The organism is Micromonospora mirobrigensis (assembly GCF_900091555.1).
Classification (GTDB): Bacteria; Actinomycetota; Actinomycetes; order Mycobacteriales; family Micromonosporaceae; genus Micromonospora; species Micromonospora mirobrigensis.
In genome coordinates this window covers 159,485-171,499 of the sequence record NZ_FMCX01000007.1, presented here as the reverse complement: position 1 = coordinate 171,499, position 12,015 = coordinate 159,485, and the positions used below count along the sequence as shown (strand labels likewise).

The window sequence follows — 12,015 nt, the reverse complement described above, 5'->3', positions numbered from 1 at the left end:
GCCGGCCGGGGCCGGGGGAGGAGGCTGGGGGACCTCGGCGGGGTCGCCTGCTGGCAGGGGCGTACCCGCCGCTCTCCACGCACCGCTGCGGGGCTCGTCGGGGGAGGGACGGTCGCGGCGCCGGCCCGCGGGCGGGCCGGCGCCGTACCCGGGACGTCCGGGCGTTGCCGGTACGCCGGCGTCCAGGTCCGCGGACGGTGGCCGGTCGCGCCCTCCCCGGCTGCGACCGGCCACCGCGTACCCCGGCTGCTGGAATCAGTACGAGTAGCCGGAGCCGCCGGCGTCGGAGCCGCCGCTGTCGGAGCCGCTGTTGTCGGCGGGCGGGGCGACCGGGGTGGGGGTGCCCTTCGGCAGGCAGGTCAGGTTCTTCTTGCCGGTCGGGGCGACCACGAACCAGGTGCCGCCGACCCCCTGGCCCTTCCACTGGCCGGGCTTCTTGTCGCCGATGTAGCGGTAGAGCGGCCAGCCGCCCAGGGTGATCTGGCGGGTGCCGTCCTGCCGGGTCACCGTGCCGACCTTGTCGTCGGAGACGCCGTTGAGCTGCGGGTTGCCGTCGGTCAGCGCCGGGGGCCAGACCTTCGCGCACTTGTCCACGCAGTTGGACGAGGGCGGGTCGGCCGAGTCCTTGTCGAACCGGTAGAGGATCCAGCCGTCCTGGTCGGTCACCACGTTGCCCATCCGGGCCACCTTCTTGCCGTGCAGCTCGTCGGTGAGCCGGACGTCGGCGGGGGGCGCCTGCTCGGTGGTCGGCGGCGCCTCCGTGGTGGCGGCGGCCTCGGGTTCGACCGCCGCGGTGGGCCCGGCCGCGGCCACGGCGACCGGCTCGGCGGCGCTCGAGTTCGTCGCGTCGTAGCCTGCGGGAGCGCAGGCCGTCAGGGCGACCATCGCGCTGGCGACGACGACGGTCCGCTTGATGTGTGCCACGTGCCCTCCTCATTCTTGGCAGTTCGCCCAGTAGTACGGGAGGTTCGCTGTCAAGGTTGAACGTCCATGAGTGGCTCATTTCACAGCGGACCGTTGAACCGTCCGGCCCTCTCCTCCGTGCCGGGCCGGCCACCCGACGCGGGACACGGAGCGGCGCCGGTCGATTGCCACCGACCGGCGCCGCTCCACCTGCTCCTCGCCCTACAGTGGGAACGCCACCAGCGGGCTCGCCACCCCGTTCGCGTCCACCGACTCGACCTGCACCCGGGCGATGTCCGCCCGCGCCGCGGAGGTGGATGCCTGCAACTGCAACGGCTGCGGATTGGTGTTCGTCCCGTAGCCGGTGCCCGGCACCGACCAGCTGGAGAGCACCTCGGTGGTGTCGTTCTTGCGGATCACCACCATCCGGCAGGTCCGCGGGCCCGGCAGCCGGCTCAGGTTGAAGCTGATCGCCGTGCCGAACTCCTTCGACTCCAGCCACAGGTCGGCCTTCACCCCGGTGGCCGGATCGGTCCGGCTGATCGGGTCGACCTCCGGCACCTCGCTCGGCCCGCCCACCCCCGGCCCGGAGCGGGTCGGCCCCGGCGTCGGCTCGTCGACCGGCCCGGTCGGCTGGACCGTCGGCAGCGCCTGCGGCGGCGCGGGAGAGTCGCTGAGGGTGGCGACACCCACCCCGGTCACCCCGGCGACCGCCACCACCGCGGCGGCCGTGGCGAGGACCTGGCGCATCCGGGAACGCCGCCGGTGCGCCCGGACCGCGACCAGCGTACGGTCCAGCAGGGCCGGATCCGTCGCCGTCTGCTCCAGCGCCATCATCGTCTCGCCGTCGATGCCGGAGAGCAGCCCCACCACCGGCACCATGGTCTCCAGCTCGGCGGCGCACGCCCAGCAGGTGGCGAGGTGCTCCTCGAACCGTTCGGTGTCCTGCTGGTCCAGCACGCCGAGCGCGTACGCGGCGACGTCCATGTGGTCGGCCCGGCTCATTCCGTCACCCCCCTCTCCTGCAGAGCCGTGCGCAGCGCGCGCAACGCGTAGTAGACCCGCGACTTGGCGGTGCCGAGCGGAAGGCCCAACTCCTCGGCCGCCTCCGGCACCGTCCGGCCCCGGAAGTACGTCGCCACCAGGATCTCCCGGTGGGACTGGCTCAGCGTACGCAGCGCGTCGGCCATCGTCATCGTGCGCAACACCCGGTCGGTGCTGTCCGCCTCGGCGAACGCCGTCAGGTCCCGGTCGTACGTCTCCGCCGGCCGGGCCTGCTCACTGCGGTGCTCGTCGATGGCGATCCGGCGGGCCACCGTCACCAGCCACGGCCGCAGCGAACCCTGGCCCTGCACGCCCAGCCGGTGCGCGTTGCGCCAGGCACGCAGCAGCGTCTCCTGCACGATGTCCTCGGCGCGCTGCCGGTCACCGCCGGTCAGCCGCATCACGAAGGCCAGCAACGGTCCCGCGTGCTCGGCGTAGAGCAGCCGGACCAACTGGTCGGAATGACTGGCCTCGGTGGACGTCGCCTGGTGGCGCCCGGGCGCCGGTCGGGGCGTCACCGGGTCATTCTGGCGGTCGGTGGGACGTGCGTCGACCCCCCGACCGGACCTGGACGCGCGCGACTGCGGTTGGGCCCGGGCGGACATCCACTCGGGCCGCACCATGTCGCCGTGCCAGCCGGCCGCCACCGCGTGCATGCAGACCTCCGGTGTCGAATGACATCAGCCGGCCCCCACGGGCATGGCCGCCCGGTGGTACGCAGCGCCGCGCCGAACGGATCAACGGCGGACGGAAAAAATCCCCGGCGGCGGTGGGGTGGAGTCGGTGGCGTCGACGTCGCGTACCACAGGTGCGCCGGAGGCGAACCGGTCCAGCTCCGCCCCGGCCAGCACCCGGCCGGGGAACCAGTCGCCGGCGGCCCGCCGGGTCAGCTCCGGCACCGGCGGCTCGACCCGGCTCGCGACCAGCACCAGGTTGCCGTACCGGCGCCCGCGCAGCACGGCCGCGTCGGCGACCAGGCAGGCCCGGGGCAGCACCGAACGTACCGTGGCCACCTGCGCGCGGGCGTGCCGCAGCGGCGGCCCGTCGGCGACGTTGGCCAGGTAGCAGCCGTCCGGACGCAGCACCCGGGCCACCTCGGCGGCGAACTCCACGCTGGTCAGGTGGGCCGGGGTGCGGGCGCCGGCGAAGACGTCGGCGACCACCACGTCGTAGCTGGCGTCGCGGGTGGACGCGACGGTGGCCCGGGCGTCGTCGACGCGTACCCGGATCCGCGCGTCGGCGGGCCAGGGCAGCTCCCGGCGGACCAGCTCCACCAGCGCGCCGTCCACCTCGGACACCCGCTGGGCGGAACCCGGTCGGGTGGCGGCCACGTAGCGGGGCAGGGTCAGCGCGCCGCCACCCAGGTGCAGCACCCGCAGCGGCGCCCCGGCCGGGGCGACGAGGTCCAGGGCGGCGGCGAGCCGCCGGACGTACTCGAACTCCAGGTAGGTCGGGTCGGCCAGGTCCACGTGCGACTGCGGCGCGCCGTCGAGGAGCAACGTGTACGACCGCGGGCGGTCCGGATCCGGCACCAGCTCGGCCCGGCCGGTGTCGACCTGCTCGACCACCCGGTCGGTGGAACGTTTACGCCCCATCAGCGCCGCAGCCCGCCGGCCCGGGCGGCCGTGTTCAGCGCCCGGTGCAGCAGCCGGGCGTCGCCGAGCAGACCGCGCAGCCGCCGCTCCAGCCCGGCGATCGGGATCAGGTTCTGCGGGGCCCGCGGGTCCTTGTACGGCGTCGAGGCGAACCGGGGGAGGGTGACCAGGGACAGGTCGGCCAGCTCCACCGCCTCGGCCACGGTCAGGTCGGCCGAGCACTCCATCCGGACGATGCCGGCCCAGGGCGCGCCCACCGCCACCGGCAGGCGGAGATACCACGACCAGCCACCCCAGGCGGTGCCGAGCTTGAACACCGGGCAGCGCTGGCCCGGTCGCAGGCCGGTGACCACCGCGGTGAGCCGGGCGTCCAGGTACTGGCTGTGCTGGGTCTTGATGTAGCCCAGCGTCCGGGGCAGCTGCCGGCGGCTGCGCAGCGGCCCGTCCACGACCAGCAGGTCCCCGTCGGTACGCGCCGCGTCGGAGACCGCCACCTCCAGCGCGGTCAGCGGCCCCTGCACCGCGGCCGGCAGCTTGCTCAGCTCCCCGGTGCCGCCGACCCGGTGCACCGGGTAGCGCACCTGGCCGCAGACCACCTCCTCCGCCGACGGGCTGGCGGTGAACAGGCCCCGCCCGACCCGGGCACCGGCCAGCTCCGCGGCGCCCCGTTCCAGGTCGCAGCGGACCACCCCGGCCGCGTACGAGGCGGCGATGCCGGGGAAGGACGCGCCGTCCTCCTCGGCCGTCCAGACCGAGGCGTCGATCCGGCGTACCCCGTCGACCAGCAGCACCACGTCCGGGGCCACCACCCCGGGCCGGACGTCGATCGCCCGCCAGTCGACGGCCGGCAGCTCGGCGTCGGCCTCGACCTGGGCGCTGCTCGGGGCCGCCGGTCCACCGGCCGCCGCCTCGAACGACGCGCCGTACGCCGGATCCCACGCGTCCACGAAGAACCGCGGCGCGGGCGCGCTCACCGGCCCGGTCAAAGGCCCGTCCGTTCCACGCGGGCTGTACGGGCGTCCTTGCGGACCTCGAAGCGGACCGGGATGCGTTCGGCCAGCGCCGGCACGTGGGTGACCACGCCGACCATCCGGTCGCCGCGCGCCGCCAGACCCTCCAGGGTGGCCGCCACCGTGTCCAGGCTGGCCGCGTCCAGGGTGCCGAAGCCCTCGTCCAGCACGATCGACTCCAGGCTGGCGGCGGTGGTGGAGAGCCCGGCCAGCTGCTCCGACAGGGCCAGCGCCAGGGCCAGCGACGCCTGGAAGGTCTCGCCGCCGGAGAGGGTGCGCACCGCCCGGCGCAGCCCCGCGTCGTGGTGGTCGACCACGAAGAACTCGCCCTTGTCGTGGACCAGGTCGTACTGGCCCTGGGACAGCTCGCGCAGGATCCGCGAGGCCCCGTCGACCAACAGGTCCAACGCCTCCGCGAGCAGCCACCGCTCGAAGTTGTTGGCCCGCAGGTGCCCGGCCAGCGCCCGGGCCACCTGGGCGGCGTTGCGGTGCTCGTCGCGCTGGGTGTGCAGCTCCGCGGCCTGCGCCCGGCGCTCCTCCAGCCGGCGGTGCGCCGCCTCGGCCCGCTCCGCCGCCACCGCGACCGCCCGGACCGGGTCGTCGGCCGGCGGCAGGCCGGCGTCGGCGAGCAACCCGCCGATCCGCTCCCGCACGGCGGCCGCCGCCGCCTCGGCGCCGGTGACTGTGGCGGCCAGCCCGGCCCGCTCGGCGCGCCGCTGCCCGGCCTGCCCGTCGGCCCAGTCGACCAGCGCCGTCCAGGCGGCGGCCACGTCATCGCGGTCCGCGGCCGGCGGGCCGAACCGGGCCAGCCCGTCGCGGGTGGCGTCGAAGTCCCGCCAGGCGGTGCGCAGCCGCTCCTGCGCCGCGTCCAGGCCGCCCCGGGCCCGCCGGGCGGCGTCCCGACCGCCGCGGACCGCCGCGCCCGCCTCGTCCAGCGCCGTGCGCAGCCGGGCCTGCTCGGCCAGCGCCGCGTGCAGCGCCTCCGGGGTGGCCGCCCCGGCGAGCTGCCCGTCCAGCTCGGCCAGCCGGGACCGCAGCTGGTCGTGCTGGGCGCGGGCCCGCACCAGCACCCGGTCCAGGTCGCGGGCCGCCGCGTCCCGCTCCGCCACCAGCGCCTGCGCCGCCTGGGCGGCGGCCCGTGCCTTCTTCCCGGCGGCGGTCGCCGCGGCCACCGCCGAACCGGCCGGCACCGGCGGCACCGCGCCGACCGGCTGCTCGCAGACCGGGCAGGGCGCCCCCGCGCTCAGGTGCGCCCGCAACGCGACGGCCTGGTCGGTCGCCTTTGCCTCCTCGTGCGCCCGGAACGCCGCCTCCAGCTCCGCCTCGGCGCGGGCCGCCGCGTCCCGGGCCGCGCCGAGCGCCGTCGCCGCCGCGTCGTGTTCCCGCTGCGCGGCATCCAGCGCCGAGCGGACCGTGCCGGCCTCCGCGGTCAGCCGGTCCCGGTCGGCGTACGCCCTGAGCAGCAGCCGCAGCGTGCTCTCGTCGCCCGCGCCGGCCAGCTCGCCGCGGAGCTTCTCCTCCCGCTCCTCGGCCAGCGCCACCGCGGCCGTCGCCCGGTCGGCGTCGGCCTGCGCGGAGGTGACCGCGTGGGCCACCTCGGCGACCCCGGCGGGGGAGCGCACCCCGGCCAGCCCGGCCAGGTCGGCGTCGAGCGCCGCCAGCGCCGCCCCCGCCTCGCGGACCGCCCCCCGGGCCTCCTCCAGCTCGGGTACGGCCGCCTCGACCGCCGCGGTCAGCTCCCGCATCCGGGCCACCTGGCCGGTGGCCGTCGCCAGCGCCTCGTCGTCGACGTCGGCCAGCCCGGCGAGCATCCGGTCCACCTCGTCCAGCCGAGCCTCCGCCTGGCCGGCCCGCTCGGTGGCCCGCTTCTGCACGTCCTCGTAGACGCCCAGCCCCAGCAGGTTCACCAGGATCTGCTGCCGGGTGGCCGGCTTGGCGTGCAGGAAGTCGGCGAACTGGCCCTGGGGCAGCACCACGCAGCTGGTGAACTGCTCGTACGGCAGCCCCACCGCGGCCAGTACCGCCGCCTCCATCTCGGCGGCCGTGCCGGCCATCACCTCGCCCAGGTCCTCGGGGCTGAGCCCGGTGTCCAGCTTGGTGACGTCGAAGCCGTCCGGCATCAGCTGGAGCCCGGCGCCGGCGGTCTTGACGTTGCCCCGGCTGTCCCGGCGCACCACCCGGGTGGCCACGTAGCGTGCGCCGGCGGACTCGAAGACCAGCCGCACCCGGGCCTCGGTGGCCGACGGGGCCAGCGCATTGGCCAGCCCGCGCGCGCCGCCCCAGCGGGGCACCGTGCCGTAGAGGGCGAAGCAGATCGCGTCCAGCACCGTGGACTTGCCCGAACCGGTCGGCCCGACCAGGGCGAAGAAGTCGGCGTCGGTGAAGTCGACGGTGGTCTCGTCGCGGAAGACGGTGAAGCCCGCCAGGTCCAGCCGCATCGGGCGCATCAGCGCTCGACCCCCTCGAGGAGCTCGTCGAAGAGCTCCCGGACGCCCTGGTCGGTGTGGCCCTTGCTGTCCAGGTAGTCGCCGAACAGCTGCCGGGGGGAGCGGCCGGCCCGCTGGGCGGTGCGGGTGCCGCTGCCCGGGGCGGGGACCAGCTCCGGGTCGATCCGGATCTCCAGCGCGTTGGGGAGCAGCTCCTGCACCTCCTCGCGCAGCCCGGCCCGGGGCTGCTCGCGGACGAACACCCGCAGCCAGCCCTCCGGGGCCTCGGCCTCGGCGAGCTGGGCCAGGGTGCCCCGCACCGTACGCAGCGGCACGGCCGCCGGCACCGGCACCTCGCGGATCTGCGCGGCGGTGGTGGCGGTCACCTCGACCAGGGTCACCGACGGGATGTTCTCCTGCTCGCCGAAGTCGACCGCGAGCGGGCTGCCGCTGTAGCGCACCGGGCAGGGCCCGATCACCCGCTGCGAGCGGTGCAGGTGGCCCAGCGCGACGTAGTGGGCGTTGCCCGGGAAGACCGTGGCCGGTACGGCGTAGCCGAGCACGGTGTGCGCGTCCCGCTCGCCGCCGCCGGTGCTCGCCCCGACCACTGTCAGGTGGGCGGTGACCAGGTGCACCCGGTCCGGCTCGGTGAACCCCTCGGTGAGCCGGCCCAGCAGCCGACCCAGGTGGTCGGCGTAGGTCTGGTTGGCCTCGGCGGGGGTCAGGTCGTACATCTCCACGGCGCGGACGGCGTACCGCTGGGACAGGAACGGCAGCGCGGCCACCTGCCAGCGTTCGCCGTCGGCGGTCACCCCGTCGATCACGTGCTCGGCCGGATCCTCCCGGACGCTGCCGCGCAGCACGATCCCGGCCGCCTCGGCCCAGGGGCGCAGCGCGTCGAGGGCCTGACCGTTGTCGTGGTTGCCGCCGATGGCCAGCACGTCCGCGCCGGTGCGGCGCAGCGCGGTCAGCGCCCGGGTGACCAGCCGGGTCGCCTCCGGGGTCGGCGCGGCGGTGTCGTAGAGGTCACCGGCGACGATCACCAGGTCGGGGCGTTCCGCCCGGGCGATCTCGATCACCCCGGCCAGCACCTGCTTCTGCTCGTCCAGCCGGGACCGGCCCTTGAGGACCTTGCCGACGTGCCAGTCCGAGGTGTGCAGGATCTTCACGGGATACGCCTGGCCCTTCTAGAACGGGATGTCGTCGTCGGCGGAGCCCGAGCCGACCACCGCGAACGGGTCGGCGGACTGGGTGATCGAGCGCAGCGTCTGCGAGGGTGGCCGGCCCGCCTCGGAGACCCGGGTCGCCCAGGCGGGGAAGGGGAACTCCAGGCAGAGCGGGACCGGGATGTCCGGCTGGTTGACGAACATGGTGCCCGGCTTGGCCAGCAGCGCCCGCTGGCGCTGGGCCGGCGGGAGGAAGCCGTACTCCGGGCGGGACGCCTCGGCCGGGTCGAGCCGGCCGACCACCCGGATCGCCGAGTTGGTGACGATCCGGCGCTCCACCTCGCTCGCGGTCTGCTGGGCGCCGACCAGGATCACCCCGAGCGAGCGGCCCCGCTCGGCGATGTCCAGCAGCACCTCCTTGATCGGGGAGGAGCCCTCGCGGGGGGCGTACTTGTTGAGCTCGTCGAGGACGACGAAGAGCAGCGGCTTGGCGGTGCCGGCCTTCTCCTTGCGCTCGAACTCGCTCTTGAGCGTCACGCCGACCACGAACCGCTGCGCCCGGTCCGGCAGGTTGTGCAGGTCGACCACCGTGACCTGGGCGCTCTCCGTGGTGTTGATCGAGTGCGGGCGGCGGGTGGCCAGGTCGCCCCGGATCAGCCGGCCGAGGTCCTTCTTGCTGTTGATCAACCGACGGGCGAACGCGTTGACCGTGCCCAGCCCGACCGCGCTGCCGGCCCAGTCGGCGCGGGTCTCGTCGTCGTTGAGCTGCTCGACGACGTGGTCGACCAGGTCGGCGTACGTCCCGAGCCGGACCCCGTCGATGCTCACCCCGCCGTCGGCCGGCTGGGCATGGCGGGCCAGGTGGGCGGCGACCGAGTGGACCACCATCGTGTACTGCTGGCGTTCGTCGTCGGCGTCGGCGAAGACGTAGGGCAGCAGGCGGTCGGCGCAGAACTCGGTCAGCGTCCAGTAGAAGCTGTCCACGCCGGTGAGCCGGCTGGACACGTCGGGCGTGCCGGAGGAGTCGCCGACCCGGGGCGGGGCGTACACCCGCACGTCGGGGAAGGCCCCGGCGTCGAGCCCGAGCTTCGCGTACGCGGCGCGGGTCGGGTCGTCGAGGCGGGCGTTGGGGTGGTCGAGGAAGAGCAGGTCCTCGCCCTTGACATTGAAGATCAACGCCTTGGCGTTGACCGCGTCGCCGCCGAGCACCCCGGAGCGGAAGACCGAGTAGAGCAGGAAGGTGGCGAAGCTGGTCTTGGTGGCGACCCCGGAGATGCCGGAGATCGAGACGTGCGCGCCCCGGGTGCCGTCGAGGAAGTCGGCGTTGAGGTAGACCGGGACGCCGTCGCGGCCCATCCCCATCGGGACGCGCCGCTCCATCCGGTCGAAGTGCAGTGCCCGGGCCCGGGCGTCGCCCTCCGCCCGGTAGACGGTGGCGCCGGGCGCCGGCGGGACGTAGAACTCCGGGTCGACCCGGGTGGTGGTGATCTCCGCGGCCTCCTGCACCTGGGCCGGGAGGGTGCCGTCGGCGATGGCGAAGACGTCGGAGTCGAACTGGGCGCCCTCGTGCCGGGCCCGGACCTGGGTGACCACCCCGGCGATCGTCACCGGCTCCCGGTCGGGCAGCTCACGGCGGGTCACCACCACGTCGTCGAGCTGGAGGTAGCTGTCCGGGGAGACGGCCGTCCAGAACTGCAACGGGGTGGCGTCGGCCGTGCCCAGCACCCGGCCCACCGGGTCGCCGGGGCCGTCGCGCAGGTCGTCGGTCATCGGCGGGCTCCGGTCGGCTGGTCGTCTCGGTCAGGGCACACGCCTGCATCCTGCCCGAGGGATGTGACAGGTTGCCACGCGACGCGGCGGAGGACACGCCCGGCAGGGCGTGACCGGCCCGACTCATCCGCCACAGCGCCACCGCCCGGGTACGCAGCGTCGCCGTCCGGTCGGTTTCAGGGTGTTTCGGCGGGCCGGACCGGGGCACCATCCGCCCATGTTCCCAGCTGAGAATCTGCGCGACTGGCGCGGCGAGAGAGTGATCGATCCGCAGGACGACAAGATCGGCGACCTGGAGGCGATCTACGTCGACACCGCGACCGACCAGCCGGCGTTCGCCACCGTCCGGGTCGGCATCCTGGGCCGGCACCGGCTGGTCTTCGTGCCGCTGGACGGCGCGACGGTGTCGCCGGCCGCGGTGCGGGTGCGCTACCCGAAGAAGCAGGTCGGTGACGCTCCGTCGATCAGTGAGGACGGCGAGCTGACGGCGACCGACGAGCCGTCGGTGTTCGCGCACTACAACCTGCCCTACGACACGGTCGCCGGGGCGCGCCGCCTGGCCCGTCGCTGACGTCGTACGCCCCGCCGGCGGTATGGCTCCGCCGGCGGGGTGACCGGTCAGTCGTCGACCGGCTGCACCCGCTCGCCGACGGCCACCCCGAAGGCACCCGTGGCGGGCATCGGCAGGCGGCCCCCCGTGCCGTCGTCGGCGCCGCCGGCCCGGAAGGTGAGCACGCTCGGTCGGCCCACCCGCACGCCGAGGCGGCGCCAGCCGTCGGCGGTGGTGGACAGGCCGGCGCCGCAGGTCGCCGTGGAGAACGGCCGGCCGTTGACCCGGATCTCCAGCCCGACCGACCGGTCCGGCGCCGGGCAACTGGTGGCGACCACCAGGTCGAGGGTGGTCGGGGTGACGGTCAGCCGGCCGGTGCGGGCCGGCAGGGTGATCCGCGCGGAGGCCAGCGCGCGTACCGCGTCGTCCCACTGGGGGAAGCCGTCGACGGTCGGGTCCGGGGCCGCGGTGGGCGCCGGCGGGCCGGCGGGCGGTGGCGCCGGGTCGGTCCGGGCCGCGGCGACGCCGCCGATCGCGACCAGGGCGAGCGTCGCGCCGGCCACCGCCGTGCCGCGCCGGCGCAGGCGTCGCCGCGCCACCCGCCGTCGTACGCCGGCCAGCCGCTCGGCGTCCACCGCCGGTGCGTGTCCCGCCGACCGCTCGGCGAGCACCGTCCGCAGGTCCGTCTCGTTCATGCCAGCGCTCCCTCGGGGCTCAGCGTCTCGTCCAGTCGCAGCTTCGCCAGGGCCTTGCTGGCCTGGCTCTTCACGGTGCCGGGGGAGCAGCCGAGGGTGTCGCCGATCTCCGTCTCGGAGAGGTCCTCGAAGTAGCGCAGCACCAGCACCGCCCGCTGCCGCCGGGGCAGCCGGCCCAGCGCCCGCCAGAGCTGCTCGCGGTCGTCGAACCGGCTGTGCGGGTCCGGCTCGGCGGGCGGCTCGGGCAGCTCCCCGGTCGGTCGCTCCCCGCTCCACCGCCGCCGCCACCACGAGGCGTACGTGTTGACCAGGATCCGGCGCACGTACGGCTCCGGGTCGCCCTGCACCCGCGACCAGGCCTCCCAGGCCCGGGCCAGCGCGGTCTGGAGCAGGTCCTCGGCGAGGGCGCGGTCGTGGGTCAGCAGGTACGCCGTGCGCAGCAGCCGGGGTGACCGGCTGATCACGAACTCGTCGAACCCATCGGGTGGTGTCACGGGCAGCCCTCCACAGCGTCTGTCGCATGGGGATACCGGTCGGCGGGCGCCCCCGGTTGCCCGGTGCAGTCGTCGATTTTCGGGCCGCCGCGCGCCCCACCGGCCCGCCGGAACCGGCCCTGACCTGCGGCGATGAACGGCTGGCGAAAACTCGTGGAAAAAATATTGGCCGAAGGGCGTGACAGGGAAGGGCAGCGAGGCGCAAAAATAGCCACAGCGCATCGACGATCTTTCGAACGTCGATCCCCATGCGCCCCGTCGTGGCCCGCTACCTGCGGAACCTCGACCGATCCGCCATGCACGACCGGCGGATCGTCGTCGGTCGGCACCCCCCCCGACCGGCAGTCCTAGCGAAGGCAGGA

Annotated in this window: 11 protein-coding genes; 1 reads left to right on the top strand and 10 read right to left on the bottom strand. The window is 75.2% G+C overall.

All coding sequences use genetic code 11. From position 1 onward, the window contains the following. Positions 1-255 precede the first annotated feature (255 nt). The 8 genes from GA0070564_RS22495 to GA0070564_RS22460 form a co-directional block, all read right to left on the bottom strand. Positions 256-924 carry a hypothetical protein gene (locus GA0070564_RS22495; protein ID WP_091612158.1) on the bottom strand — a complete coding sequence of 223 codons (669 nt, stop codon included), beginning with the start codon at positions 922-924 and terminating at the stop codon, positions 256-258. 201 nt (positions 925-1,125) lie between these two features. Then, a complete protein-coding gene (locus GA0070564_RS22490) occupies positions 1,126-1,908 on the bottom strand; it encodes an anti-sigma factor family protein (protein WP_091612155.1) in 783 nt (260 codons plus the stop codon). Beyond that, the gene (locus GA0070564_RS22485) at positions 1,905-2,603 is read right to left on the bottom strand and encodes a sigma-70 family RNA polymerase sigma factor (protein WP_091612150.1); all 699 of its coding nucleotides are present in this window, start codon (positions 2,601-2,603) and stop codon (positions 1,905-1,907) included. Before GA0070564_RS22485 ends, GA0070564_RS22490 begins: the two co-directional genes overlap by 4 nt. Positions 2,604-2,684: 81 nt before the next feature. Continuing rightward, positions 2,685-3,542 carry a spermidine synthase gene (locus tag GA0070564_RS22480; protein ID WP_091612146.1) on the bottom strand — a complete coding sequence of 286 codons (858 nt, stop codon included), beginning with the start codon at positions 3,540-3,542 and terminating at the stop codon, positions 2,685-2,687. Next, entirely contained in the window at positions 3,542-4,516 is a 975-nt protein-coding gene (locus GA0070564_RS22475) for a hypothetical protein (RefSeq protein WP_091612806.1), read from the bottom strand. The genes GA0070564_RS22480 and GA0070564_RS22475 overlap by 1 nt, the downstream gene beginning before the upstream one ends. An 8-nt stretch (positions 4,517-4,524) precedes the next feature. Next, the gene (locus GA0070564_RS22470; RefSeq protein WP_091612142.1) at positions 4,525-6,999 is read right to left on the bottom strand and encodes an AAA family ATPase; all 2,475 of its coding nucleotides are present in this window, start codon (positions 6,997-6,999) and stop codon (positions 4,525-4,527) included. After that, positions 6,999-8,147: an exonuclease SbcCD subunit D gene (locus tag GA0070564_RS22465; protein ID WP_091612139.1), complete on the bottom strand. Its 1,149-nt coding sequence runs from the start codon at positions 8,145-8,147 to the stop codon at positions 6,999-7,001. The genes GA0070564_RS22470 and GA0070564_RS22465 overlap by 1 nt, the downstream gene beginning before the upstream one ends. Before the next feature lie 18 nt (positions 8,148-8,165). Then, positions 8,166-9,914 (bottom strand): ATP-binding protein, encoded by a 1,749-nt coding sequence (locus tag GA0070564_RS22460; protein WP_091612135.1) that lies wholly within the window; start codon positions 9,912-9,914, stop codon positions 8,166-8,168. 217 nt (positions 9,915-10,131) lie between these two features. Here GA0070564_RS22460 and GA0070564_RS22455 point away from each other — a divergent pair, with 217 nt between their 5' ends. Beyond that, positions 10,132-10,485: a PRC-barrel domain-containing protein gene (locus tag GA0070564_RS22455; RefSeq protein ID WP_091612131.1), complete on the top strand. Its 354-nt coding sequence runs from the start codon at positions 10,132-10,134 to the stop codon at positions 10,483-10,485. Between the two features lie 47 nt (positions 10,486-10,532). Here GA0070564_RS22455 and GA0070564_RS22450 read toward each other — a convergent pair whose 3' ends face one another. Both GA0070564_RS22450 and GA0070564_RS22445 read right to left on the bottom strand, forming a co-directional pair. Continuing rightward, on the bottom strand, positions 10,533-11,159 hold the full coding sequence (locus tag GA0070564_RS22450) for a hypothetical protein (RefSeq protein WP_091612128.1): 627 nt from the start codon (positions 11,157-11,159) through the stop codon (positions 10,533-10,535). Continuing rightward, the gene (locus tag GA0070564_RS22445) at positions 11,156-11,653 is read right to left on the bottom strand and encodes a SigE family RNA polymerase sigma factor (RefSeq protein ID WP_218104984.1); all 498 of its coding nucleotides are present in this window, start codon (positions 11,651-11,653) and stop codon (positions 11,156-11,158) included. The genes GA0070564_RS22450 and GA0070564_RS22445 overlap by 4 nt, the downstream gene beginning before the upstream one ends. Between the last annotated feature and the right edge of the window lie 362 nt (positions 11,654-12,015).